This window comes from Flavobacterium sp. H4147 (assembly GCF_029360735.1).
In the GTDB taxonomy this organism is placed as follows: Bacteria; Bacteroidota; Bacteroidia; order Flavobacteriales; family Flavobacteriaceae; genus Flavobacterium; species Flavobacterium endoglycinae.
This window is the reverse complement of the sequence record NZ_JARKNB010000003.1, coordinates 458961-485356: the sequence shown is the minus strand read 5'-3', so window position 1 is coordinate 485356 and position 26396 is coordinate 458961. Positions and strand designations below refer to the sequence as shown.

Sequence of the window (26396 nt, the reverse complement as noted above, 5' to 3'; positions counted from 1 at the left end):
TTATTTTTTAATTATTATTTATTATGTTCATTTTCCTTACCCACGATCAGGTACAATTTCACTATGGATCAAAGCGCTGGCAGTACAGTTTTAATGAAATTGTAGAATTAGGACTGCTCAAACGAAAAAAGAGTTACTTTTTTGAAAACAGTGCATTTATTACAGTTACCGCAATAGCCTATTACTGTATGATATTTACCAATTTAATGGAGCTTTATTACCTAATTCCAGCTTTATTATGTTACACACTCCTCATTATCCTGCGATTTCACAACAATACCGAATTCAATTATTACGTTATTGTTAGAGATACAAACCACAAAGAAATAAAAGTAAAGATAAATCCCGTAGACCGCCCCGCTATAGGAAGAGAAATCGATGACTATTTGAATTTTGAGTTTGAACGCATATTAGAGCAGACTAAGAAAACGGCCTGACAATGTATGAATTATTAAACGAAATTTCAAATTACGATTTGGTTTTTATTATCGTAGCTATTGTATATGGTTTTATCATTATTATAAGAAAAAAATAAAAATTTACGGCTTTAGAAAAACCTACAACAATAGCAGTAAAAATTATTCACCCAAAAATATAGCTGTAATTCCGTAAGTTTAGCAGCGTTCTGTTTCAGCTATACGTGCCCCCCAAATTAAACTTATGGCAACTTCAATCAAAAATAAAATTAAAAGTATAAGAGAGTTAAAAAATTATACTCAAGAATATATGGCAGATCAATTAGGTGTCACTCAAGCAGGTTATAGTAAAATTGAAAAAGGAAAAACAATTTTGTCTTACGTTAAATTAGTCGAAATAGCAAAAATCTTAGAAGTTAGCGTAGAAGATATCATTAGTTTTGATAGTCAGAGATACTTTAACAGCTTTAATACCGTCAAAGGAAATAGTAATTCTGGAAATATTTCCATCAATTCAGATAATAGTGAAGCTTTAAAATCACTTTATGAAGATAAAATAAAACTGCTCGAAAAACTTCTGGCCAAAACAGAAGAAGAACTGAATCGATACAAGAAAAAATTTGGCAGTTTATAAAATGAAAAAACGAGGTCGTATGGGCCTCGTTTTTTATTTTGTATATAAGAATTTAAGCTGTTTGATCGTCAACAGCTGCATCAGGAGCATTTTTCTTTACAGATTCAATTCCGTTTTCTCTTGCAGAAACACTTTCGTACATTTCGCTGGATCCAATGATTTGTCCGTTACTTGCTTTCAAATTAAAATAAGGTTTACCGCTGCTTGATTCTTTTCTGTCAAAACGATTATCGTCTTGAGAATTAGTTTTCACAGATTCAATTCCGTTTGAGCAAGCCGCTTTGGTGCTGTACCCTTCACTACTTAAAATTGTTTGGCCGTTACCAGCTTTCAAATTAAACTGAAATTCACCATTGGTTCTTTTAGTAATTACAAATTTTCCCATGCTAGTTTATTTTAAATTAGATATTATTTTTGATTTTGCTAATTATAAAAATACAAAACTTCATAATATAAAAAATGTTGTAAGAAAAAATAATTGTTAAGCTATTATTTCCAGTAAAATAAGTTTGGTTTAAAACTTCTGTAAGTAAGAAAAAGTTTATATTTTTGAAGCAAAAAAATATGAAGAAAACAATTATAATATGCATCGCTGCTTTTCAGCTGCTATCTTGTAATTCCAAAAAAAGCCAAGAAGAAGATAATACCGTATCTATAGATTCTGTAAGTACAAATAATGAAATAGATCCGATTAGAGTTTTTGAAGGAACATTGCCGTGTGCCGACTGCAATGGCATACAAACCGTTTTAAAAGTTAATATTGTAGATAATAACTTTGAATTAACCAGTATTTACGAAGGAAAATCACCAGAGAAAAAAATAGTCGAAAAAGGGAATTTAAATACTGAAAAAGGATTAGACAAAGACAAAGATGGTACTATTTATATTTTAAACTGGGATAAACCACAAACCGAACAAATCTACTATGGTTATTACAGCAACAACCCCGAAAAACTGTATAGGCTTGATAGAGATAAGAAAATAATCAAATCTCAGCTGCATTATTTTTTAGAATTAAATGAATAATGTTATCTGAAACAATTTAGATAAGCTTTCAAAAAAATATTATAAACTTAAACGCAGGAAAGTCATTTAAGTTTGTAATATTTTTTATTTTTAGACATTAAACTAAATCATTATTACCTATTTTTATTGATGGATAAGAACGTATGAAAGAAATCACCGAAATCCTTAGAGCCTATACAGAAGCAAAGTCAGCAGGAAAAAAAACAGCTTTGGCAACCGTAGTAAAAGTTGAAGGATCATCATACAGACAACCCGGAGCCAGAATGCTGGTAACCGAAGATGGGATGCTGACAGGAGCCATAAGCGGCGGCTGTTTAGAAGGTGATGCCCTGCGAAAAGCACTTCTCTCCATCAATCAAAAACAAAATAAACTCGTAACCTACAATACCAGCAGCGAAGATGATGCCGAAGTTGGTTTGCAGCTTGGATGCAACGGAATCGTTCATATTCTTTTTGAATATATAGATGAAGAAGCTCAAAATAACCCCATTCAGCTTTTAGAACAATTAGAATCAGAAAGAAAAGAAGCTGTTATTGTTACAGTATTTTCCCTAAAAAGAAATGCTTCTCAAATAGGAACAACCTTATTTTTTAGAAAAGACAGTCCTGTTTTAAATCATCACAATGAAGCATTGAATCTGATTTCTGATGTGAAAGAAGTGTTGAAAACGAAGACTTCTACAATAAAAAAACTTCAGGAAGAAAGCGATGATGAAGCATTGATTGAATATATAAAACCATCCATTTTGCTTGTAATTGCAGGAGCAGGAAACGATATTCAGCCAGTTGTTAAAATGGCAGCTATTTTAGGATGGAAAATTACTATTGGCGATGGACGTGCGACGCATGCAACAGCAAAACGTTTTCCAAAAGCCAATCAGATTTCGGTCGTGAAACCAGAACAATTTCTAGAAAATATAATCATTGACGATCAGACCTATTTTGTTTTAATGACACACAATTACAAATATGATCTGGCTGTTTTAAAGACATTGCTGCAAACTAATTGCCATTATATCGGAATTCTCGGTCCAAAATCAAAATTCAACCGAATGCAGGATGATCTTTTAGCAGAAGGAATTACCATAAATGAAGAGCAGTTAAACCGAATTCACAGCCCTATTGGTTTAGATATTGGCGCCGAAACCTCAGAAGAAATTGCCTTGTCAATCATCTCTGAAATTAAAGCTGTGGCTTCATCTCGTGAAGGAACTTCTTTGAAATATAAAATGGGTAAAATTCACGATGAAATTCATAATGGAGAATAAATTCCGAAATAAAACAGGGATTATTATTTTGGCAGCCGGAAGTTCTTCACGATTGGGCAGTCCCAAACAACTTTTGAAATATAAAGAATCAACTCTGCTGAAAAACACCATTTCACAAGCTTCTAAAGTTTCAAATGCCTTTATAATTGTGGTGACAGGAGCAGAAGCTGAGATAATTGTAAAAGAATTTAATACAGAAGAAATACTGTTTTCTTTTAATCCAGATTGGCAAAACGGAATGTCTTCTTCAATTATAAAAGGAATTGAGGAATTATTACATCTTAATCCAGATTGTGAACAATGTATTCTGGCGGTCTGCGATCAGCCATTTGTAACGAGTTCTGTCTTTGAAAATTTAATTCGAGAATCAAATAAAAATCAAAAAGGAATGGCAGCTTCTGCATATTCAGAAACATTAGGAACACCAGTTTTATTTCACAAAAAGTATTTCCAAGAATTACTAGAATTAAAAGGACAGGAGGGAGCCAAAAAACTCATTAAAAAACATCTAGATGATGTTATCGCAGTTCCTTTTGAAAAAGGGAACATTGATATCGATACAGAAGATGATTATTCTCAGTTGATTTCTTTTGATAAGTGACAAAGGTTCGAAGTGACAGAGGTTCAAAGAGACAGAGTGACAAAGTTTTTTAACATCACGCACGCGCTAAGATGCAAAGCTTTTTATGAGTTGCCTCCAGTTTTAACTGGAGGTACATTATGGAGCAAAATAATAGGCTTTAGCCAAACATGTCGTAGTTTGGCTAAAGCCTGCGCTAGTTGTCCTTTCTCATCCAGCTAAGGTTTCAAATCGCACAAAACTTCGCGCCTCAGCGACTTTGCGAGAGATAAAAAAAAGACTTAGTGTCTTAGCGCCTTAGTGGCAAAAAAAATCATATTCGTCTAGCCAAATCCAAAACACGCTCAATAGCCACATCAATTTCCTCAGAAGTAGTAAATCGTCCCAAACTAAAACGAATCGAACTCAAAGCATCTTCATCAGATAATCCCATTGCTTTTAAAACATGCGAAGGTTCAGAAGTCACCGCTGAGCACGAAGCGCCATTTGAAACTGAAATATTTCCCAAAGCCAAAATCAGTTGTTCTGAATTTACGCTTGGAAAACAAATATTTGTGGTGTTATAAATTCGGTTTTCAATATTTCCATTTACAAAAGAACCTTCAAATTGCAATAAACCTTTTTCAAGTTTGTCTCTCAAAAGGTGAATCCTATCTTGATCTTTTTCTAATTCATTAAGAGCAATTTCCGATGCTTTTCCCAAACCGATTATTCCGGGTACATTTAACGTTCCGCTTCGTAATTTTCGTTGCTGCCCGCCTCCAACAATTTGAGGAGACAATTTGATTTTGGCTTTCGCCGAAACATACAAAGCGCCAACACCTTTCGGACCATAAAATTTATGTGCTGATAAAGTCAAAAGATCAATTCCGAGTTTTTTAACATCAACCGGAATCTTTCCAATCGCTTGTGTCGCATCACACATAAAAAGTACATTTTTATCTTTCAGAATTTTAGAAATCGCACTGACATTTTGTATGACACCTGTTTCGTTATTAGAAAACATTCCAATGAAAACCAGTGTTTTATCGGTGATTATTTCTTCTAAAAGTTGAAGATTTAAAAGCCCGTCAGAATCAGTCAGCAAATAAGTAACTTCAAAACCAATGCTTTCCATAAAACGGCAAGTTTCAAGAACAGCTTTATGTTCGGTTTGAACGGTAACAATATGTTTTCGGTTTTGATCTGCCAAACCTTTTATTGCCAAGTTGATAGCTTCAGTAGCTCCCGAAGTAAAGATGATTTCGTCAGCTTCTGCATTTATCAAATCAGCCACCTGCCAAGCCGCATTTTCAACCGCTTCTTTTACTGTTAATCCAGTCAAATGAGTTCCCGTTGAATTCGCGTATAAGTCAGTAAAATACGGAAGCATCGCATTCAAAACTCTTTCGTCAACGCGAGTCGTGGCATTATTATCCAGATAAATGATTTCTTGTTGTGGCATAATTTGGGCTTATTTCAGTAAAAATACAATTTTATAATCTCGCAAAGGCGCGAAGACGCAAAGTTTTTTAAACCATATAAGTGATATAAGTTCAATTAAGAAAAAACTTAAAATTCCTTATATCGCTTATATGGTTATTTTTTTGAATTAAACTTTGCGTCTCTGCGACTTTGCGAGAATTTATTTATTATGCTTTACGAACTTTGCGAAAACATTGCACCTTTGCGGTTTAAAAAAAACGAAATTGTAATTATTCTAAATAAGAGTTATGTTTGAATTTCATAACTTTTTGTGATTTAAGTTGATTAAATTTGTTAGAATGACAAAGTGAATTTGCTAATTTAACAAATAGACTGAATGGCTTCTAAAAAAACAAATCAGAATAAAGTAACGCCCGAGGATGCTAATTCGCGCCGTGACTTTATAAAGAAATCAGGACTTTTTACCGCTCTTGCTTTAGCTCCGCCTTCATTGGTAATGGCTTCAGAAAAGAAATGGGACGAAAAAATTGCGGAATATTTAGAAACAGTACCGCTTTCTATTGAAGTAAATGGCACAAAACATAATTTGAATATCGAGCCTAGAACCACACTGTTGGATTTGCTTCGCGAACAATTACAGCTTACAGGAACCAAAAAAGGCTGCGACCACGGACAATGTGGTGCGTGTACGGTTCATGTAAACGGAACTCGAATTTTGTCTTGTCTTTCTTTGGCAACCATGCAGCAAAATGCACAGGTTACTACAATCGAAGGACTTTCAAAAGGTAAAAAACTGCATCCAATGCAGGAAGCTTTTATCAAACACGATAGTTTTCAATGCGGATATTGCACTCCGGGACAAATCATGTCTGGAATTGCCTGTATCAAAGAAGGCCACGCCAACAGCAGAGAAGAAATCAGCGAATATATGAGCGGTAACATCTGCAGATGCGGTGCTTATCACAATATTGTTGATGCTATAACTGAAGTGAAGGAAGGAGGGAAGGAAATATGAAAAACTTTCAGATCATTAAAGCTTTGTCGTCATCATCGGCAGTTACAGGAAAAGCTAAAGATAATTCTTCTATGTTTATCGCTGGAGGAACCAATCTGGTCGATTTAATGAAGAAAAACATTGTCGCTCCTGACAAACTGGTTGACATCAACGGATTAGATTTAAAGAAAATCGAATTTTTAAAAGGAAAAGTTTCAATAGGTGCTTTGGCAAAAAACAGTCAGGTTGCAGAAGATGCTTCCATAAAAGAAAAATATCCTTTGCTCGCATTAGCTTTAGCGGCTGGAGCTTCTCAGCAGATTCGTCACATGGCGACTGTCGGTGGAAATATGTTGCAGCGTACTCGTTGTTCTTATTTTTACAACACTGATATGCCTTGTAACAAACGCGCTCCAAAAAGCGGATGCGGTGCGATTGGCGGTTCGAACAGAATGCACGCTGTATTTGGCGCTTCAGACAGTTGTATTGCGGTTCACCCTAGTGATATGTGTGTGGCTTTGGCTGCGCTTGACGCGAAAGTTTTGGTAGAAGGTCCAAAAGGAAAACGAGAAATTGATTTTACCGATTTTCATCGTCTTCCGGGAAATACACCTGAAAAAGATAATACTTTAGATAGCAGAGAATTAATCACTTCGGTGGAAATTCCAGATAATAATTTCACTAAGAATGTTCATTATTTGAAAGTTCGTGACAGAACGAGTTATGCTTTTGCATTAGTGTCTGTTGCTGTGGCTTTGGAAATAAAAAATAATACCATAAATGATGTCAGGCTGGCTATGGGCGGTGTGGCACATAAACCTTGGAGATTAACGGAAACCGAAAAATTCCTGAAAGGAAAAACAGTTTCAGAAGATCTATTTAAACAAGCAGGCGATTTGTCCATGAAAGGCGCTAGAGGATACGGCGACAATGATTTTAAATTAACGCTTGGAGGAAACGCAGTAACGGAAGCACTTACAATAGCAGCATCAAAATAATTAAATTATGAGCAAGACAAGTAATATTAATAGAGTTGACGGATTTGCTAAAGTAACGGGCTCTGCAACTTATTCAGCCGAATATAAAACACCGGGTGTGGTTTACGCCTGCCTTGTGGGAAGTACAATTGCCAAAGGAAGAATTAAAAGTATTGATACTAAAAAAGCCGAATGGGCGCCGGGAGTTTTGGCGGTGATTACGCATTTGAATGTCGATAAGCCTGCTGGTTATCAAAAAGCAAAAGACAAACGAAATTTTGGTCAGCCGCTTCAGATTTTTAAAGATGATTCGGTTTTGTATTACGATCAGCCGATTGCTTTGGTAATTGCCGATACTTTTGAACGTATGCGTTATGCGGCAAGTTTAATTAAAGCTGATTATTTCAAAGAAGAACATTCGACTGAACTTCACAAAGCAGCTGATAAAGAAAGAAAAATAGATACCGATAAAGGAAATGATTACCATCGCGGTGAACAGGATGGTTATAAGAATGCTGAGGTTGTTTTGGAAACCGAATACACGATTCCGACCGAAGTTCATAACCCGATGGAATTGGCGAATATTATTGCCAAATGGGATGGGAATAAACCCATTTTATATACCAAAAGTCAAGGTGTTGAAGGAACTAGAAAAAGTGTAGCAGGAGTTTTTGATGTTCCTGTGGAAGATGTTGAGGTTCATGCAGAATACATTGGCGGCGCTTTTGGAATGGGATTGCACACTTGGCCGTATGAAATTGCCGCTTTAATTGGAGCCAAAAAATTAAATCGTCCCGTAAAATTAGTTTTGCATCGCGAACAGATGTTTACCAATGTGGGTTTCAGACCCTATACCATTCAAAAAATGGGATTGGGCGCCACCAAAGATGGAAAACTGACTGGATTAACGCATGAAGCCGTTGCTATGACTTCTAGTTACGAAGATTTTATGGAAGGAACGGTAAACATGTCTCGATTTATTTACGATTGTCCAAATGTTTCTACGCGTTACAGAATTGTGCCTTTGGATACGTGTACGCCAATCTGGATGCGCGGTCCGGGAGAAGCGACAGGTTCTTTTGCTTTGGAAAGCGCCATGGACGAATTAGCATATAAATTAAATTTAGATCCGATTGAATTCAGAAAACGCAATTATGCTGAAAAAGATCAGGAACAAAATAAACCGTGGAGCAGCAAATTTCTTTTAGAATGTTACGAAGCCGGAATGGAACGCATTGGCTGGAACAATCGTAAAAACGAACCAGGTTCTGTAAAAGAAGGAAACTGGCTCGTAGGTTACGGAATGGGAACGGGAACATTTGGCTGTTATCGAAGCCCGACTTCGGTAAAAGCAAAATTCTTAGCCAATGGAGATTTAGTTTTGCAATGCAGTGTCAATGATATGGGACCCGGAACAGCAACCATGATGACAGCAATTGGAGCCGAAGCAATTGGTTTGCCTACTGAGAATGTCATTATTGAAATGGGTAAAAGCGGATTGCCGAAAGGCCCTACGCAAGGAGGATCGGCAACGACTTCGTCTGTGGGTTCTGCGGTGCATGATGCCTGCAATTTATTGGTAAACAAAATAATCGAAATAGGAAGTAAAAATGCTGCTTTAAAAGGAATTGCCCTTACAGATCTAACTTTTGAAAATGGCGCTGTTTCTTCTAAAAAAGACAAATCAAAATCGGTTACATTGGCTGCGCTTTTGAGCAGTAATAAATTAGAAGATTTTGAAGTAGAAAACCTTTCTAAAGCGGCTGAAGAGGCGAAGAAATATTCGATTTACTCGTTTTCTGTTCATTTTGTAAAAGTACTAGTGAACCCGAATTTGGGGAAAATCAGATTGGCGCATGTGGTTTCTTGTGCCGATATTGGAACAGTTATCAGTCAGAAAACTTCTGCTGGACAAATGTTTGGCGGAGCAGTAGGCGGAATCGGAATGGGATTAATGGAAGCTTTAGAAATCGATCATCGTTTTGGGCGTCCGATTAATAATAATTTTGCCGATTACCATGTTCCCGTAAATGCAGATATTGAAAAGCAGGAAGTGTTTTTCGTCAATAAAAAAGATCCAATCAGCAACCCAATGGGAACAAAAGGTCTCGGAGAAACAGCTTTAGTCGGAATGGCTCCTGCAATTGCAAATGCCGTTTTTAATGCCACAGGAAAACGTGTTCGAGATTTACCAATTACGTTGGATAAGATTATAGAAACTGCTAAGGTTTAAGTACTCTCTTAATAATGAAGTATTTGTACGAACATATTGATACTGTAAAAATAAGACCTAGTCTATATGTTGGTTCTTCTCGAATAAGCGATTTGTATATCTATTTAAATGGTTATCAGACTGCTTTAAGAGATTTGAAATTTACTGAAAAAACTCTTTTACCATTACCATTTTGGTTTTTTCATGAATATGTGGCTCAAAAATTCGATTATTATGAATCAACTTCGGGTTGGTGCAATATGATTCTGGATCAAGTTGAACATGATGAACAAAAAGGATTCAATTTATTTTATTTATTGTTTGATGAATTCAAAAAACTAAAAATTGACAAATCCTTTCTAGCCTATATAGGAGATTCACAAAGGAAATTTCATTTTTCAGATAAAGCACCTAAAAAACTAATTGGATATGATTTGAATGCTAGAGAGCCATTATTTAAAGATCCATTGAAGGTGTATTATGTGAGATTGTCGAATTTGAAAAAATATAATGGGTATATCGCAATAGTTCAAAATTCTGACGAATATATTTTGGAACGAAAAATTTTTAGGGATGAAAAAGATGTTTTAAATTATTTCAAAAGTTATTTTGGTAATGATACGTTTAATTGGGAAACCTATAATGTTGAAAATATTAATTTTGATGAATTAAATTAAAAAAGAGACATTCAAAATGTTTCTTTTTTTTAGTTTCACTAATATGAAATATGTCGCTCCTCTTGAGCTTTAGTTTCATGACTTAGAATTTTCTATAAATATTAAGCTCCGCAGGAGCTGCTAAATATTCTAAGAAAGTCCCAGCGGGACGAAATATTTGTAGAAATCTGAAACCAGTTTATCATTTTCAAAAGCCCCAGCGGGGCGACATAAATCCTTATGAAAACAATCTATATCAAATAGCCCAAGGTTTCAACCTTGGGAACGCAATCAAAATCTCATCGTGTTTATTCTGCATGTTTCCCATGGTTGAAACCATGGGTTATGTTCTGAAAATATTTGTCTAAATATAGAATAAAAAAAGAGGCATCAAAAATGCCTCTTTTTTGTATTTGAAATATTCAATTAATTATTTAACAGTAATAGGCAATTCAACCGTTGTTTTATCCCATCCAATAACTAAATTAGCGATATTACCTTGAGTTGTAAAAGCAATAGATAAAGCTTCAACTGGTGTAGATACTGGTTTAACAGGAACCGAAACTCTAACTACGTCTTTGCTTTCATCATACGCATAACCGCCCCATAAATCCAATTCTTTATTGATAATGATGGTCCACTTGTCTTTTTCTGGAATGGCAAATAAACTATAGTATCCAGCAGGAACTTTTTTTCCGCCAATTGTTACGTCTTTGTAGAATTTGATTTCTGTATTTTCGTTAGCACCAACTCTCCAAACTTCACCAAATTTTACCACATCGCCAAAAATGGTTCTTCCTTTTGCAGAAGGTCTTGAGTAAAGAACTTTAATAACCGGATTTGGATTATCTGTTTTTTTGAACTTAACTGATTTGTTTGGGAAGTAAGAAATATCAACCGGACTAGCATCCAGCGGAGCAAATTTCACTATATCTTGTGCCTGAACTGTAAAAGCAGCAAACAATGTAACTGCCAGTAAATAAATTTTTTTCATAGGATTACAATTTTTAGATTAACTACAAAGTAAATTAATAATGAAGAAAAATCATATAATTTACAGCCTGTTTTTTGTTAATGAATTGATAACAGGTTTGACAATATAATTTTATTTCCTTTCCAATTTTCTGTAGAGGCGCACTGCAGTGCGTCTCTACGATATGCATTGTGTAAACCCTGTAATAATTTAATATTCGCTTTTCTTTTTAGCATACCAATTCTGCATAATGTAAAACGCTTTTTTCTTTTCGCCATCATTCGAAATTAAACCTTTACGATTGTAACCATCCTGAATTCCCGGCAGCAGTCTTTTCGGTGATCTGAAATCAACCAGAATCCATGGACTTAATCCGCTTAGGTGTGGAATCTTTTCGATCATTTTTAAATTCTGAATGTATAAATATTCCTGATATTCTTCTGTCCAGCGTTCATTTTTCTCTCCATGGAAACCAGCTTTAGCATCGCCTCCAAATTCAGAAACAATAATGGGTTTATTGTATTTTGATTTCCAAGTGATTTTTTCGGCATCTTCTAGATTGCCACCGTACCAGCCCAAATATTGGTTGAAAGCCACAACATCTAAAACTTCACCAATTGGATCATCAATGGTTTCTTTTTTAGTTAATAAAGCAGCACTGATTAATCTTGTGTTATCTAAAGATCTTGTGTGGGAAGCTAAGTTTTTAATGAAAGTATTTCTAGCATCAGAAATAGGTGTTTCATTTGCCATTGACCAAATAATAATACAGGCTCTATTTTTGTCTCTCGTGATAGAAGCAGTTAATTGATCTTCGGCATTTTGATACGTATTTTTATTAGTGAATTCGACAGTCCAATACACTGGAATTTCTTCCCAAACCATGATTCCCATTTTGTCAGCTTCGCGAATGATATTTTCGTTATGTGGATAATGTGCCAAACGAACATAATTACAGCCTAATTCTTTTGCCCAGTTTAGCAACCGTAAAGCATCTTCGGGAGAATTAGCACGTCCGCCTTTGGCATTTTCTTCATGAATCGAAATACCTCTTAAAAAGATTGGTTTTCCGTTTAGCAGAATTTTATCTTCTTTGGTTTCTATAGTTCTAAAACCAATTTGATCTTTTAATTTTTTTCCGTTAAAGTCAATCGTTACGTCATACAATTTCGGACTTTCGGGTGACCAATACGAGATTTTTTTAGCAGGAATTTCGAAGTTTAAAATTCCCTTTGCATCCGCTTTTCCCTTAAAATTGATTTTCAATTCCGGAATAGAAATCGAAACAGTATTCTGAGAAGCTTCTAAATTATTGATTTTAATAAAACCAGAAATGACACCTGAATTGCCTTTTTTCAGCTGAATGTTATAATCTTCTACAAATGAAGCTTCTTCTTCAATCAAAGTCACATCGCGTGTAATACCGCCATAATTCCACCAATCGGTATTGACAGTTGGAACATCTTCTTTATGGCGCGTGTTATCGACTTTTATAACCAAATAATTATCTTTTGGCTGTACGATTGAAGTTACTTCATAGTTAAATGGTGTAAATCCGCCTTCGTGAGTTCCCAGTTTTTTCCCGTTCAAATAAACATCAGCCTTATAATTGATCGCTCCCAAATATAAAAACAGACGTTTCTTGGCAGCCAAATTATAATCGAAAGACTTTTTGAACCAAACATTTCCTTCATAATATTTCAGTTCAGGAATCTGCGAATTCCAATCGCCTGGGATATTGATTGTTGGTGATTTATCAAAATCGTATTCCACCAGTTCCTGTTTGTTTTGCGCATGATAATTGGTGAAAAATGCTCCTTTGGCTGGTTTTTCACTTTTATCGTATTGATCCAAGTGAAAACTGTAAAACCCAGTTTGATAGGGATCGACAATATAATTCCAAACTCCATTTAGTGAAGTGGTGTTTCGGTTTGGAACATTAGAAATTAGATTTTGTGCAAATCCAAAAACGGAATAGGTTAGGAGTAATGCTGTTAATAGTTTTTTCATTTTTTGTATTAATTTGTTTTGTAATTTTTTTTTAACCGCAAAGACGCAAGGTTTTACGCAAGGTTCGCTAAGTTTTGTTTTTATTCTCGCAAAGTCGCTAAGACGCAAAGAATAATACTTTTGCGTCCTTTGCGTAAATCTTTGCGAACTTTGCGGTTAGATAAATTAAGGTTCAATCCTCAAATATTCTCCTTTAAAGCTTTGATTCAATGCCGTCATTTCTATTGGAGTATTAGAACCGTCAGGAATTACTTCGATAGAGGCTTTTCCGTTTGCCATTCTAATGGATTCGCTTCCGGTTGGTGTTCCTTGATTTTTCAGCGTTTTTCCTCCCTTTAAACATTGAAAATAAACACTCGCTTCATAATCCAAACAGCGTAAATTATTGTTGTCTACTGCAATTGCGGTTACTAAGTAATTTCCGTTTTTTAGCTTTTCTGATGACAACTGCAATGAAACCGCCGTATCATTTTTGTTGAAACGATAATTCACTTTCAAGGTATCAGAAACTGTTTTTCCTTCTTTTGTTTTTCCAATGGCAATTAAAACATTTTCGCCTTTTGCAAAATTGACATCCCAAGTTAAGCCATTTGCAGGATAAAGGGAAAGATTTCGCTGTTTTTCTCCCAATGATTTTCCGTTATGAGATAAGGTTACTTTATCGCAATTGCTGAAAACACTGATTGTTCTTGGTGTATTTTCAGGGCCTTGACGTTCTATCCAAGTATGCGATTCGATGTACGTAAATGGTTCCTTTGCCCAATAACTTTTAAAAACATAATACGCATCTTTTGGAACTCCGTTTCTGTCGGTAAGCCCTTTTTGGTTCATGTACGGAATATCATCTTCCGGACGTAAGGGCGTTGCAAAATCCTTAAATGCCCATTGAATATTTCCCACAAACGTTGTGTCATTCTCGGATATATGCAGATGCCAGTCAAACAAATCAACAATATAATTTTCACTCCAATCGCCAATTTGAGCTATGTTTGCGACTTTCGTTTGAACAATTGCTTCTTCCCAACCTTCCGCTTTTATGACATTTTCTCCTGTAACAGGATTTTCGCTGTGGCGGCCAACATGGCTATCTCCGCCATATTCGGCATGAATAAAATGTTTGTATTCTTTTTTGTACACGTCAATTGCTTTTTGATAGCTTTTGTAACTTCCGGAATACCAGCCCGACCAAATAGAAGGGGAGAAGACATCTACAATATGCGAACCTTCATAATATTTTCTAATGGCAGTTTTTCTCGTTGGGTCAAGTTTGTGTGCAATATCATTTAATTCGGTTAAAAATGCATTTGTCTTTTCGGCATTATCTCCGTCTGGAAAATCGGGAAGCCAGTTGATTTCGTTTCCTAAAGACCAGATAATAATACTTGGATGATTGTAATTTTGATTGATGATTTCTTCCAGCATATTTTTGGCGTTGGTTTTCCAAACCTCATTTCCAATTCCGCCACGGCACCACGGCAATTCATCCCAAACCAACAAACCCAATTCGTCGCACGCTTTATACACTTCCGGATCTTGCGGATAATGCGCCAAGCGAACGAAATTAGCACCCATTTCTTTGATCGATTTCATATCAGCCCAATGTTGTTCGTTGGTCATGGCAGCGCCAACTCCGGCTTGTTCTTCATGACGATGCGTTCCGCGAATCAGGAGACGTTTTCCGTTAAGGTAAAAAGGACCGTGATCTTTAAACTCAAACCATCTAAAACCTACTTTCTCGGTAATGCTGTCTTTGATTTGATTTTTTTCAGATAAAGAAGCCGTCAATTTATATAAATTTGGTTTTTCGGTATCCCAAAGCTCTGGGTTTTTGATGTTTTCGAAAGTAATGGTTGAAGTTTTAGCTGAAACTGGAATCGTTTTACTAGTTACTTTTTTGCCTTTCGGATTTTTTAAAGTGATCGTTAAGGATAACTCTTTTGCATTATCAGGATTTACAATGAAAGAAGTAACTTGCACCGAAGCTTTTTTAGCCGAAACTTCTGGAGTTGTGATTTTGATATTTTCGATATGATTTTTGTATTTCGAAACCAACCAAACATCACGTGTAATTCCTCCATAAATAAAGAAATCGCTTTTTTGAGATGGAATAATTTCGATATCATAACTATTATCCACGCGAACAAAAATGTCATTGTTTCCTTCTTTGATTAATTTTGTAATATCGATCGAAAAACCAATATAACCGCCAATATGCAATCCGGCTTCTTTTCCGTTTACATAGACTTTAGTAGTTACGTTTGATCCTTCAAAATACAAAGAATAAACCTGATTTTGATCGATTTTAGGAATATTGAGTTTCTTTTGGTACCAACTAGCATCACGTCTGTACCCAGGAACCAAATCGGTTGCATCTTCGGCATTCCAAGTGTGAGGTAAATTTAATGAAACCCAATTGGAAGCTTTTTGTGCTTCGTTGAGGTTAGGAGTATGATTTTCTAAATAAAGCCAATTGTCGTTAATGTTCATTTTTGTCTGAGCAAAACTGCTGCTCAGACAAATCTGAAACAAAACAAAAAGCGCAAAAATTGAAAAAGTTTTATTCGGTTTATTCATAGTTACAAAGGTTCATAGTTACAAAGGTTCAAAGGTTTTTCTGGCTCAAAGGTTTAAAACCTTTGTTACTTTGAACCTTTGAGTCTTTGCATCTTTATTAATGCTTCCAAAAAATAATAATCGGCATAGATTATTGGTTCGTCGATTTCGTCGTGTTTTGGCCAGTTTCCGGTGCTGTGATCGAATAGGAATGGTGCTTTAATTTTTGCATCCAAAATATATTGATCGGTCTGCACTGAAGCCATTAGTTTATCAGCGAAAGCCAAATAACTTTTATTCTTGGTATAAGTATACAATTCGTATAATCCTGATGCCATAACCATTGCGGCAGAAACGTCACGAGGAGCATTTGGAATACTTGGGTCTTTTAAATCCCAATACGGAATTCCGTCTTCTGGCAGGTTTTTATTGGTCATAAAAAACTTTGCCGTTCCTTCGGCTTGTTTTAAATATGCTGGGTCTTTTGTGTAACGATACGACATGGTAAATCCGTAAACTGCCCAAGCCTGACCGCGCGCCCAAACCGAATCGTCATTGTAACCCTGAAGTGTTGTTTTCTTTCTCACTTCGCCTGTAGTCGGATTATAGTCGATTACGTGATAGCAAGAATTGTCTTCTCTAAATTGATTTTTTAAAGTAGTATTGGCATGTTGAATCGCAACATCACGGTATTTTGGATTTCCAGATATTTTAGAGGCTTCAAACAGCAATTCTAAATTCATCATATTGTCGATGATTACAGGAAAATCCCAGATCTCTTTATTGAAATCCCAAGAACGAATTGAGCCCACTTTTGGATTAAACCTTGTACATAAAGTTTCGGCGCCTTTTACAATAACCGCTTCGTATTCTTTCTTGTTTTCCACTTTTAGAGCTTCTCCAAAACTGCAAAACACTTTAAAACCTACGTCATGCGAATTGCTGTTAACGCTTTCCTTTTTGCTGAAAGGAGTCCATTTTTGAGCTTGTTCTTTGTATTTTGAATCGCCTGTTAATCGGTACAATTGCCAAAGGTTTCCAGCGAAGAAACCGCTTGTCCAATCTCTAGACGGCACTTTGCGAATCTCAAGGGTTTTGGTATTCATACTTCTCGGCATCGACATTGAATCTGCTGGATAATCGAGCAGCATTTTGTAACGCGTTTCTAGTTTTTCAGCCGCTGCTGATGCGGTTTTGGTTTGAGGGTTAATCCCAGGCTTGCACGCTGTTACCAGCGATGCAAACCCTAGAATCACACAAATGAAACTAACTTTATTCATACTAATTAATCTACTTTTTTGGGTAACCGTTATTTTTTATTTTAACAGATAGAAACATAGTTTTTCATGACATAAACGATTGTATGTAATGACTGGTAATTCATTTATTTTTCTCACGTAAAATAAAAGTAGTCTATGTTTCTATTGTTAAAAGAACATTCGGTTAATTTAATGTTTAATAACCAGGGTTATTTGGTTTTAAATTCGGATTAATGGCCAATTCTGTTCCCGGTAACGGCCACAAATAATCTTTTTCAGGATTAAAATTAGCATGCGGTTCTAGACCATTCGGACCAAATACTTCAGGTCCATTTTTGAGTCTTTTGATATCGTACCATCTTATGTATTCAAAAGCCAGTTCTAATCTTCTTTCGTCGATTACCATTTTTTTGAAATCGGCTTTCGACAATCCTGGGGTAACATTTGCAGGGAAAGAAACCTGTTTTCCAGCTTTGTTCCTTGCTCTGGCACGAACGCGGTTTACGTAACCATCGGCTTCTGTTGTTCCCGGATTAATTTCATTCAAAGCTTCGGCAGCGGTTAATAAAACTTCTGCGTAACGCATCGTGATGTAATTGTGCTGCGAAGTTCTTCCGTTTGCACCTGCTTTACCCGGAAAACGGAAGTATTTTGCAATGTGCGGACGTGGCGCTTTTTCGTTGTCGCTAGAAGGATAAACTTGAAGCGATCCACCTGGACCTGTTTTCTTTCTGATAATCGTATCAAAACTTACGGCTCTTCTGTAATCCCTTTGATCCCAAGTGTTGAATACTTTTAAAGAAGGAACGGCAACAGAAAATCCTTGTCCGTAACTGTAACTGTCATCTTTTAAAGATCCTGTAAAGAATGCAGTATAATCCTGACCGTAATTTCCTGATGTTAAGTTATTAAAATCTATTGTAAATAATGGTTCTTTTAATGAAGCCGCTTTTGTAGCATTAAATAAATCCTGAAAATCAGCATCTAAACCTAAACCAAATTTAGCTTCGTTGGTAATCACATATTTGGCTTCGTTATACGCTTTTTGATACTGGCCTAAAGTTAAATAAACCGAAGCCAAATAACCAGCTGCAGTACCTTTTCCGGGAACTGCTTTTACTTTTGGTTTGTCGTCTAACCATTGTTTTGCAAATTCTAAATCGGCAATGATTTTCGGATATACTTCTGCTTCTTTGGTTCTTTTTAAAGAGTTTACCTGAGAAACATCATTTACCACAAAATCAATGTACGGAATATCGCCAAACAAACGTACTAAATGATAATACGTAAAAGCTCTTGCAAAATAAGCCTGTGCTACAATGGCGTTTACTTTTGCGGGATCTCCCGGTGTTTTTTTAGCACCTTCGATCGCCTGATTAGCAGCTGTAATAATTACATATGACTGCGGCCAAAAGTTGGCAACAAGAGCATTTGTATCGTTCATGTTCATGTCGTTTACATCAATACGGGCTGCTTGTGTAGTTCTGTCGCCAATATCGGCCATGTCGTCACGGAGCATTAAGGCGATTGTAAATTCTCTTCCCCAATAATTGTTGTGGGCAATGTTGGCAAAAGCTCCATTTACAGCAGCCTGTAAATCGTCTGTGTTGTTGAAAAAGTTTTCTGGACGAATAATTCCTGTTGGTTTTTCTTCCAGATCAGAACAGCTGAAAAAAGCCAGTGTTCCAAAGCAAAGAAAAGCTATATATTTTTTCATAGTATTTTTATTTAAGCTAGTTGGATGTAGTTTTTAACACATAGAAACATAGATTTAACAGTCTCAAAAAAGGCGTTTCTCTTATTTAAAATACACATAGAGAGCTATGTGTTAGAAACCATGTTTCTCTTTATATCCTTTCTTAAGGCATAAAAAAACTATGTTTCTATGTGTTTAATTATTAAATCCAAAAAGGTTATTAGATTAAAATTTTAAATTGAATCCTGCTGTAAACGTTCTTACGTTTGGATATCCTCCATAATCCAATCCTAAATTGGTATTACTTCTGGAGTTGGTATCGTTCAGGTAATTAGTTTCAGGATCTGTTCCCGGATAATCGGTAATGGTCCAAAGGTTTTGAGCACTGATGTAAAAACGAACTTTGCTTAATCCCATTTTCGAAACTACCTTTTCATTTAAACTATATCCTAAAGAAATGTTTTTTAAACGGATGTAACTTCCATCATACACAAATCTTGACGTGATTCTTTTCGTTCTCGCTGCGTTTGCCGGAACATTAGTATCGGTATTTGTAGGTGTCCACGCATCTAAAACCTCAGTTGTCGCATTGTTGTTTCCAGAAGCTAATTCCATCAAAGTATAGTTCAAGATTTGACCTCCTTGTGAACCTTGGAAAAAGATATTCAAATCCAGATTTTTATACGTGAAATCATTGTTTAATCCGAAGATGAAATCCGGATTTGGATTTCCTATGATGGTTTTATCTTGAGAATCCAGTTTTCCGTCGCCATTGTAATCTCTGAATTTTTCTCCTCCCGGAGCGGTTTCAAAGTTTCCGGGTAAAACAGTTTCTCCCTGCTGAATTACGCCATCATAAATGAATCCGAAGAAAGACCCAACCGGTTGTCCCACTCGTAAAATCTGCGATTCAGTTGCCAAGAAATGTCCTGGAGCAGAATTGATTAAAAGATCTTTGTTATCGGCTAATTTTAATACTTTGTTTTTGTTGGATGAAATATTAAAGTTGGTTGACCAAGTAAAATCAGCGCCAACGAAATTTCTGGTGTTGATACCCAATTCCCATCCTTTGTTTTCTAATTCACCCACGTTTTGAAGCTGAGAAGCAATTCCTGAAACTCCCGGAAGCGGTCTGTTGAACAATAAATCTTTCGTGATGGTTTTGTAATAATCCGCTGTAATGCTGATTCTGTTATCAAATAAACCTAAATCAATACCATAATCCTGCTGATAAGAAGTTTCCCATTTCAAGTTTGGATTGTCTAATGAAGTCAACTGCACCGCATTGGTAATCACGTCGCCGCTTACATAATAGATTTCAGAAAATCTCGAAAGGGTAGAGTAAGCGCCAATCGAAGGATTTCCTGTTGCTCCATAACTCGCTCTTAATTTTAGGTTTGAAATGGTTTTACTGTCTTTTAAAAAGTTTTCTTTTCCGATGTTCCATCCAATGGCTCCAGAAGGAAAAGTTCCGTATTTGTAGTTTTTACTAAAGCTTGAAGAACCATCTCGTCTGGCCGTAAACGTTAGCAAATATTTATCGTCGTAATCAAAATTCAACCTTCCGAAAGCTGAAATCAATTCTGTTTCAGATAATCCTGAATCTGGTTTTAAGAAAACGGTTCCTGCACCCAGATTTCGGTATGAATTGGTATTAGTTAAAAATCCTCTTGAAGCGGCGTATGAATTTTCGTTTTTGTTTTTTTGATACGAATATCCAGCCAAAACCGTCAGCATTCCTTTTGCAATTACTTCACGTTTGAAAGTCAAATAATTCTCTGTTAAGAAAGAAGAAAATCGGGTATTATTTACAGAAGCTTCACCTTTGATGTTTTTTCCAGCAATTAAAGTAGATGGAATAAATCGTCCGGTTTGCGAATTATTATCGGTTAAACCTAAAGTGGTTTTAAAATCAAGGTCTTTTGTGATTTGATATTGTGCAAAGAAATTGTTTCGGTTTACGATAGAAACGGTTTCCAAGATATTTTCCATTGCTGTTGCGTACGGATTGTCTATGTCGTCTCCAATTGGAGCTGTTGTCGTGTACGTTCCATCTTCGTTATAAATTCCTTTATCCGGCATAAAACGATACGCTGACGCAATTACACCTGCAGCACCAGTTCCTCCAGCGCCTGTCTGGCTGATGATTCCTTCTTTGTTTTGCTTGCTTGTAAACGTGTTTAAACCGACTTTTAATTTAGGAGACAAATCGGCTTCAAGATTGGCTACAATGGTGTATCTGTCAATTCCTGAATTGATTACAACTCCGTTTTGGTTGAAATACGTTCCAGAAACATAATATTTTACATTTTCTGATCCGCCTGAAAAAGACAATTGCGAATTCGAAATCAATCCATCACGATAAATAACATCCTGCCAATCTGTATTTGCCGGGCCTTGTGTATGTGTGGTGAAACTTTTGCGATACGCCGCAAATTGATCTGCATTTAATAAATGCAATTTGTTATTAACCGTTTGTACCGAAGTAGAATTGCTGAATTCAATTACTGGTTTTCCTGCTTTTCCTTTTTTGGTCGTTACCATGATAACCCCGTTTGAACCTCTTGATCCGTAAATGGCAGTTGCCGAAGCATCTTTTAAAACTTCAATTGAAGCAATATCCTGAGGAGCCGGCATCGAAACACCTGCAAAACCATCAACCACAACTAGAGCATCACCGCTGGCATTTATAGAAGTTCCGCCACGAACTCTGATTTTTGTTGGAGCGCCTGGTTCACCGCCGTTATTGGTCATTACCGAAACACCCGCTGCACGTCCTTGTAAAGCTTGTTCTGCGCTTAATACGGGATAAGCGGTAAGCTCTTTTGCCGTTACAGAAGATACAGAACCTGTAATATCACTCTTTTTACGTGTACCATAACCAACTACGATAACTTCGTCGAGTGCTTTGGTATCTGGTTTTAAACTGACATTAATAACACTTTTAGTTCCAACTGGAACTTCAATAGTTTGAAATCCAACAAAATTAAAAACTAAAACAGCATTTTTTTCTCCTACAATTACAGTATAATTTCCGTCCATATCGGCAGAAGCACCTACAGAGGAATTTTTGATATATACATTAGCACCAGGAAGTCCGAGTAAATCTTCGCTTGACGTAATTTTCCCCGTCACTTTTCGTTCCTGTGCGTACATCACGATATTCACCAGTAAAAAAGTTACCAGTAAACACCATTTAAACGGTTTGATTTTTTGGTCTGTAAACATTCATTTTTTGGTTTTAAGGTTAATGTTAGATAAAGTAGAAAAGCAATAAACTCATTCCGATTATCATAATGACAAACAGAATCTGCAATAACAACAAGTTTGTTTTTTTGATTTTCATATCGCAAATGTATTAGCCGAAAACGATATAGAAATACAAAAAAGGGTATCTAAAAATACAGATACCCTTTTTGAAGCCTTAAAAACAAGGATTTTGAATTCTTAATTGTGAATTGTGAATTGTAAAAATTAAAAAATAGTCACATTAACAATTTACAATTTAATACTTGAAGATTTATAAAATTTGTCGGCGTATTGAGATGGCGTTTCGCCGTACTTTTTCTGAAAGCATTTGCTAAAGTATTTCGGATTGTTAAAACCGACTTTATAACTGATTTCAGAAACCGTTAATTTGTTTTGTTCCAATAGTTGCGCGGCACGTTTTAATCTGATTTCATGGATAAATTCATTTGGTGTACAATTCGTCCAAGCTTTGATTTTTAAAAACAGCATGGTTCTGCTTACGCCTAATTCTGAACAGAAAAACGGAATATCGAATTGTTCGTTTGAAATGTTTTCTTCCACAATTTTGAAAGCTTTTTTGAGAAGTTCTTCATCCAAAGAAGAAACCGTAATTTCTGACGGAATAAAACTGTCTTCGCTTGTAAACTTGATTCTTAAACGTTCTGTCGTATTCAGCAGGTTTTTAACACGGAGTCTGAATTCCATTAAATTAAAAGGTTTACTAATGTAATCATCGGCGCCGCTTTCCAATCCTTCAAATTTGTAAACCAATGAAGATCTCGAAGTGAGCAGAATAACCGGAATATGACTGGTTTTGATGTTTTCTTTGATTTTTGAACACAATTCAGTTCCAACCATTTCAGGCATAATTACATCACTGATAATCAAATTCGGAACAAATTTTAAAGCTTTTTCCAAACCAATTTTACCATTTTCGGCTTCAATAATGTTGTAATCTTTTTTGAGAAGATTTTTCATGAACTTTCTCAATACTTTATGATCTTCAACAAGTAGAATAGTCTGTTTTTCTTCGTTTACAATTAAATCTTCAATGTCATCATTTTCTACAACTTCCGAAGGTTCCAACTGTGCAGCATATTGCGCAATATCATCACTGATTTTAAAATCAGGAATAATTTCGCTGTCCAGAAGATGTTCGCGTCCAAGCGGTAATGTTACTTTAAAAATAACCCCGCCATTCGTTTTGTTGGTAACATCGATTTTTCCTTTATGCAATTCGACAATATTTTTTACGATTGAAAGCCCAATTCCGGTTCCTTTATTGTAGTTTTTTTGAACCTGATTGTGTGTCGGAACTTCAAAAAACAAATCGAAAATTTTATCAATATGTTCTTCAGAAATGCCTACACCGGAATCTTCAATCGCAATAAAAAGATTCTGCTGATCGTGATTGATTTTAACTTTAATAGAACCGCCTTTTGGAGTATATCGAAACGCATTCGAAATCAGATTATAAAATACACGTTCGAGTTTGTAGCGGTCAAAATAGACTAAGATTTCTTCATTTTCAGTTTCAAATGTATAATCGTAACCGCCATCTTTGGCATATTCGATAAATGACAAAAAGATTTCTTTGGTGAATTTGACAATGTTTCCGTTTGCTGATTCGAGTGTAACCTGATGATTTTCCAATTTTCTAAAATCCATCAAACGATTAATCAGCCCCAAGAGATGGTTGGCGCTTCCTTCAATAACCAGAAGCTTTTTGTACATTTCGTTGGTTCCGTTATAATCGGCGAGAATTTGCTGTAATGGTCCTAAAATCAACGTTAAAGGAGTTCTGAATTCGTGTGAAATATTGGTAAAGAAATCCAGTTTTAATTTGTTGTTTTCTTCAATTCGCTGCGTTTCCAGATATTCCAGTTCGAGTTTTTGTTTCAATCTCGCTTTCGATTTCATAATCCAGATCAAACCGTATAAACCTAAACCAATTATAATTCCGTACAACAAAAATGCCCAAATACTGCGCCACGGAGCCGGATTTACAATAACCGTTAAAGTGGTTGGGGTTTCATTCCAAACACCGTCGTTATTGGCTCCACGCACTTCAAACGTATATGTGCCTGGATTTTGAATCGCAAAGTTGGCTTCGCTGTTTTTAGTCGTCGTCCAGTTGTTTTCTAAACCGGTTAATCGATAACTGTATTGATTGTTTTTGGATCGAACGTAATTCGGGATCGCAAAGCTGATCGAGAAATTTGCTTTGTCATAATCCAACGTAATAGTTTTGGTAAAACCAATACTTTGTTCTAAAATCCCGTCTTTATCGTGCGCATGTACTGTTTCGTTTTTGATTTTCAAATCGGTAATTAAAACTTGCGGAGCATAATTGTTTAGGGAAATTTTTGTAGCATCAAAAAAAGTTGCACCAGACGGACTTCCAAAATAAAACTGGTTTGAACCTAATTTTAAAGCCGAATTATCATTGAATTCATTACTTGCCAAACCATCTTTCTGGTCGTAAATCGCAACCGATTTTTTTATCGTATTGTATTTGATAATTCCTTGGTTGGTGCTGATCCAAAGGTTTTTATCGTCATCTTCTAAAATTGAATGAATAGAAGTAATGACTGTATTTCCAAATTTTAGATTGATTCTGTTGAATTTTTTTCCGTCGAAATAGTGCAGTCCTTTTGCTTTTGTTCCCACCCAGATTTTATTTTGAGAATCTTGAAATAAAGTCAAAATATCATCGCCAGACAAAGAAGAATGATCGTAAAAGAAATGCTGTATTTGGTATTTCTTCGAATTAAAATTTTGAAGCGGAATGCGATTTAGACCATTTTGAGTTCCAACCCAAAGTGAATTTTGTTTGTCAACCAAAAGTGTTCTAAGAATGTTATTGGTTAAGAAAACAGGTTTGGTGTTGTCGTTTCCAATCACATCAAAAGTTTTGGTGATAGTGTTGTAACGAATTAATCCTTTACCAAAAGTGCCAATCCATAAAATAGAACCTTCTGTTTTTAGAGCATATACACCAGTATCTTTTAGTAAAACGGTTAAATCGGATGAAATTTTCTGGTCTTCGATTCTTTTAGAAATTGTATTATATGCTGATAATCCTTTCGAAAAAGTGCCAATCCACAACGTATGATCTTCTGAAAGACACATCGCTTTGATGTCATTTTTATTCAATTGTCCCGTTTTGCTGTTGATGTAACTCACAGCTTCGGTGTTTTTATTGTAAATGGTAATTCCTCCGCCTTCAGTTCCAAAATAAATGTTCTGATTTTTATCTGAAATAATAGAACTCACGACATCAAAACTCATCGGAATCTTTTTCGAATTTTGATTGTAGTTAGAGAAATTCACATTCGAAACATCCCAAAGATTTACGCCTTTGTAATAACAGCCAATCCAGATCGAACCTTTTTTATCCATAAAAACCGACTTCACTTTGTCGATTCCGTTGTTATTATTGGTATTATTGATTTTCTGCAGACTTTTATCTTTTCCTAAAATGTAAATTCCGTCATAAGAACCAATCCATAAAGAACCTTGATTATCAATTATTAAAGAGCGAATATCGGTATTGATTTCACGATATCTTTCGGCGGGTAAAAAAGAAACAAAAGCTTTTTCTTTCTGATCAAATTTCAGAAGTCCTTTGTTTTTTGTTCCCACCCATAAACTGCCATCTTTTTCTTCAATTACCGATTGTACGTTTAATAAATCAGTTGTGTTTAGCGGATAATTTTTAAAGCTGAATTTCCCGTTTTTTCGACTTACCAATTGACACAAACCTTTTGTAGTTCCAATCCAGATTTCGCCTTTTTTGGTTTGTAAAATGCTCAGAATATTATTGCTGGGAAGGGTGGAAGCATCATCATCAGAATGAAAAACAGAAGTAAATAATCCTGATTTTTTATTGAAAACTGTTAATCCTTTTGAAGTTCCAAACCACATTTCGTCGCCGATTTCTCGAATGCTCCAAACCGCATTGTTGCTTATGGTATGATTGGCTTTGGTATGAAGATATCGTGTAAAACGGTTCGAAACAGGATCATAACAGTTTAAACCATTGTAAGTTCCCACCCAGATTTTCCCTGAATTGTCTTCTTCAATAGCTAAAATATCATTGTTGCTGATGGAATATTTATTAGAAACATCATTCCTGAAAACGGTAAAGCGGCTTCCATCATATTTATTTAAACCATCGCGGGTTCCAAACCACATCTGCCCAAATTTATCTTGATGAATGGCAATGACAGAACTCTGAGAAAGTCCGTCGGTGGTAGAGAAATTTTTTAGACGGTATTTATTTTGGGAAAATGAATTTCCGAAAACAAATACAATTGCGAGAAAAGCTATTTTATATTTCATAGCGTTTATGTTTTTTTTTCGCCACGAATTGCTTCGCCAATTCGCTGTCGCTCGAGTCACGAATTATTTATAATTTAAATTTGAATAATTCGTGAGTTTTTGCCATTTCAACACAAATAAAATC

18 protein-coding genes are annotated in these 26396 nt (G+C 35.7%); 9 read left to right on the top strand and 9 right to left on the bottom strand.

Features of this window, described 5'->3' with window-relative positions; all coding sequences use genetic code 11:
- Positions 1-23 precede the first annotated feature (23 nt).
- A complete protein-coding gene (locus P2W75_RS16130) occupies positions 24-437 on the top strand; it encodes a hypothetical protein (protein WP_276381269.1) in 414 nt (137 codons plus the stop codon).
- Positions 438-660: 223 nt separating this feature from the next.
- The gene (locus P2W75_RS16125; protein ID WP_207295827.1) at positions 661-1050 is read left to right on the top strand and encodes a helix-turn-helix transcriptional regulator; all 390 of its coding nucleotides are present in this window, start codon (positions 661-663) and stop codon (positions 1048-1050) included.
- Between the two features lie 52 nt (positions 1051-1102).
- On the opposite strand, the gene P2W75_RS16120 is transcribed toward P2W75_RS16125, so the two are convergent.
- Positions 1103-1435, bottom strand: a complete 333-nt coding sequence (locus P2W75_RS16120) for a YegP family protein (RefSeq protein ID WP_207295828.1) — start codon at positions 1433-1435, stop codon at positions 1103-1105.
- Between the two features lie 179 nt (positions 1436-1614).
- Here P2W75_RS16120 and P2W75_RS16115 point away from each other — a divergent pair, with 179 nt between their 5' ends.
- The 3 genes from P2W75_RS16115 (at position 1615) to P2W75_RS16105 (ending at position 3945) form a co-directional block, all read left to right on the top strand.
- Positions 1615-2076 (top strand): copper resistance protein NlpE, encoded by a 462-nt coding sequence (locus tag P2W75_RS16115; RefSeq protein ID WP_207295829.1) that lies wholly within the window; start codon positions 1615-1617, stop codon positions 2074-2076.
- A 143-nt stretch (positions 2077-2219) separates the two neighbouring features.
- Positions 2220-3344, top strand: a complete 1125-nt coding sequence (locus P2W75_RS16110) for an XdhC family protein (RefSeq protein WP_276381268.1) — start codon at positions 2220-2222, stop codon at positions 3342-3344.
- The gene (locus P2W75_RS16105) at positions 3322-3945 is read left to right on the top strand and encodes an NTP transferase domain-containing protein (RefSeq protein ID WP_276381267.1); all 624 of its coding nucleotides are present in this window, start codon (positions 3322-3324) and stop codon (positions 3943-3945) included. The genes P2W75_RS16110 and P2W75_RS16105 overlap by 23 nt, the downstream gene beginning before the upstream one ends.
- A gap of 292 nt (positions 3946-4237) precedes the next feature.
- Here the strand turns inward: P2W75_RS16105 and P2W75_RS16100 are convergent, their stop codons facing one another.
- On the bottom strand, positions 4238-5368 hold the full coding sequence (locus tag P2W75_RS16100; RefSeq protein ID WP_276381266.1) for a cysteine desulfurase family protein: 1131 nt from the start codon (positions 5366-5368) through the stop codon (positions 4238-4240).
- A gap of 357 nt (positions 5369-5725) precedes the next feature.
- On the opposite strand from P2W75_RS16100, the gene P2W75_RS16095 reads away from it, so the two are divergent.
- From P2W75_RS16095 to P2W75_RS16080, 4 genes are read left to right on the top strand one after another with little or no spacing between them, the layout of a single operon-like run.
- Positions 5726-6364, top strand: coding sequence for a 2Fe-2S iron-sulfur cluster-binding protein (locus tag P2W75_RS16095; RefSeq protein ID WP_276381265.1), 639 nt, complete (start codon positions 5726-5728; stop codon positions 6362-6364).
- Positions 6361-7341, top strand: coding sequence for a xanthine dehydrogenase family protein subunit M (locus tag P2W75_RS16090; RefSeq protein ID WP_276381264.1), 981 nt, complete (start codon positions 6361-6363; stop codon positions 7339-7341). The genes P2W75_RS16095 and P2W75_RS16090 overlap by 4 nt, the downstream gene beginning before the upstream one ends.
- 7 nt (positions 7342-7348) lie before the next feature.
- Positions 7349-9553 carry a xanthine dehydrogenase family protein molybdopterin-binding subunit gene (locus P2W75_RS16085; protein WP_276381263.1) on the top strand — a complete coding sequence of 735 codons (2205 nt, stop codon included), beginning with the start codon at positions 7349-7351 and terminating at the stop codon, positions 9551-9553.
- Between the two features lie 14 nt (positions 9554-9567).
- Positions 9568-10209 carry a hypothetical protein gene (locus P2W75_RS16080; protein WP_276381262.1) on the top strand — a complete coding sequence of 214 codons (642 nt, stop codon included), beginning with the start codon at positions 9568-9570 and terminating at the stop codon, positions 10207-10209.
- A gap of 409 nt (positions 10210-10618) precedes the next feature.
- Here the strand turns inward: P2W75_RS16080 and P2W75_RS16075 are convergent, their stop codons facing one another.
- The 7 genes from P2W75_RS16075 to P2W75_RS16045 all read right to left on the bottom strand — a co-directional run bounded on the left by P2W75_RS16075 (position 10619) and on the right by P2W75_RS16045 (position 26272).
- Positions 10619-11182: a DUF2911 domain-containing protein gene (locus tag P2W75_RS16075; RefSeq protein ID WP_207295837.1), complete on the bottom strand. Its 564-nt coding sequence runs from the start codon at positions 11180-11182 to the stop codon at positions 10619-10621.
- 189 nt (positions 11183-11371) lie between these two features.
- Entirely contained in the window at positions 11372-13171 is a 1800-nt protein-coding gene (locus P2W75_RS16070) for a glycoside hydrolase family 2 protein (RefSeq protein ID WP_276381261.1), read from the bottom strand.
- A 165-nt stretch (positions 13172-13336) separates the two neighbouring features.
- Positions 13337-15658 carry a glycoside hydrolase family 2 TIM barrel-domain containing protein gene (locus P2W75_RS16065; protein ID WP_276381260.1) on the bottom strand — a complete coding sequence of 774 codons (2322 nt, stop codon included), beginning with the start codon at positions 15656-15658 and terminating at the stop codon, positions 13337-13339.
- 152 nt (positions 15659-15810) lie between these two features.
- A complete protein-coding gene (locus P2W75_RS16060; RefSeq protein ID WP_276381259.1) occupies positions 15811-17004 on the bottom strand; it encodes a glycoside hydrolase family 88 protein in 1194 nt (397 codons plus the stop codon).
- A gap of 175 nt (positions 17005-17179) precedes the next feature.
- On the bottom strand, positions 17180-18700 hold the full coding sequence (locus tag P2W75_RS16055; protein ID WP_276381258.1) for a RagB/SusD family nutrient uptake outer membrane protein: 1521 nt from the start codon (positions 18698-18700) through the stop codon (positions 17180-17182).
- Positions 18701-18904: 204 nt separating this feature from the next.
- On the bottom strand, positions 18905-21907 hold the full coding sequence (locus tag P2W75_RS16050) for a TonB-dependent receptor (RefSeq protein WP_276381257.1): 3003 nt from the start codon (positions 21905-21907) through the stop codon (positions 18905-18907).
- Between the two features lie 270 nt (positions 21908-22177).
- Positions 22178-26272, bottom strand: a complete 4095-nt coding sequence (locus tag P2W75_RS16045) for a two-component regulator propeller domain-containing protein (protein WP_276381256.1) — start codon at positions 26270-26272, stop codon at positions 22178-22180.
- Between the last annotated feature and the right edge of the window lie 124 nt (positions 26273-26396).

Coding starts and splice junctions, on each gene's coding strand:
- P2W75_RS16130 (WP_276381269.1), top strand. CDS start 24: ATGTTCATTTTCCTTACCCACGATCAGGTACAATTTCACTATGGATCA.
- P2W75_RS16125 (WP_207295827.1), top strand. CDS start 661: ATGGCAACTTCAATCAAAAATAAAATTAAAAGTATAAGAGAGTTAAAA.
- P2W75_RS16120 (WP_207295828.1), bottom strand. CDS start 1,435: ATGGGAAAATTTGTAATTACTAAAAGAACCAATGGTGAATTTCAGTTT.
- P2W75_RS16115 (WP_207295829.1), top strand. CDS start 1,615: ATGAAGAAAACAATTATAATATGCATCGCTGCTTTTCAGCTGCTATCT.
- P2W75_RS16110 (WP_276381268.1), top strand. CDS start 2,220: ATGAAAGAAATCACCGAAATCCTTAGAGCCTATACAGAAGCAAAGTCA.
- P2W75_RS16105 (WP_276381267.1), top strand. CDS start 3,322: ATGAAATTCATAATGGAGAATAAATTCCGAAATAAAACAGGGATTATT.
- P2W75_RS16100 (WP_276381266.1), bottom strand. CDS start 5,368: ATGCCACAACAAGAAATCATTTATCTGGATAATAATGCCACGACTCGC.
- P2W75_RS16095 (WP_276381265.1), top strand. CDS start 5,726: ATGGCTTCTAAAAAAACAAATCAGAATAAAGTAACGCCCGAGGATGCT.
- P2W75_RS16090 (WP_276381264.1), top strand. CDS start 6,361: ATGAAAAACTTTCAGATCATTAAAGCTTTGTCGTCATCATCGGCAGTT.
- P2W75_RS16085 (WP_276381263.1), top strand. CDS start 7,349: ATGAGCAAGACAAGTAATATTAATAGAGTTGACGGATTTGCTAAAGTA.
- P2W75_RS16080 (WP_276381262.1), top strand. CDS start 9,568: ATGAAGTATTTGTACGAACATATTGATACTGTAAAAATAAGACCTAGT.
- P2W75_RS16075 (WP_207295837.1), bottom strand. CDS start 11,182: ATGAAAAAAATTTATTTACTGGCAGTTACATTGTTTGCTGCTTTTACA.
- P2W75_RS16070 (WP_276381261.1), bottom strand. CDS start 13,171: ATGAAAAAACTATTAACAGCATTACTCCTAACCTATTCCGTTTTTGGA.
- P2W75_RS16065 (WP_276381260.1), bottom strand. CDS start 15,658: ATGAACATTAACGACAATTGGCTTTATTTAGAAAATCATACTCCTAAC.
- P2W75_RS16060 (WP_276381259.1), bottom strand. CDS start 17,004: ATGAATAAAGTTAGTTTCATTTGTGTGATTCTAGGGTTTGCATCGCTG.
- P2W75_RS16055 (WP_276381258.1), bottom strand. CDS start 18,700: ATGAAAAAATATATAGCTTTTCTTTGCTTTGGAACACTGGCTTTTTTC.
- P2W75_RS16050 (WP_276381257.1), bottom strand. CDS start 21,907: ATGTTTACAGACCAAAAAATCAAACCGTTTAAATGGTGTTTACTGGTA.
- P2W75_RS16045 (WP_276381256.1), bottom strand. CDS start 26,272: ATGAAATATAAAATAGCTTTTCTCGCAATTGTATTTGTTTTCGGAAAT.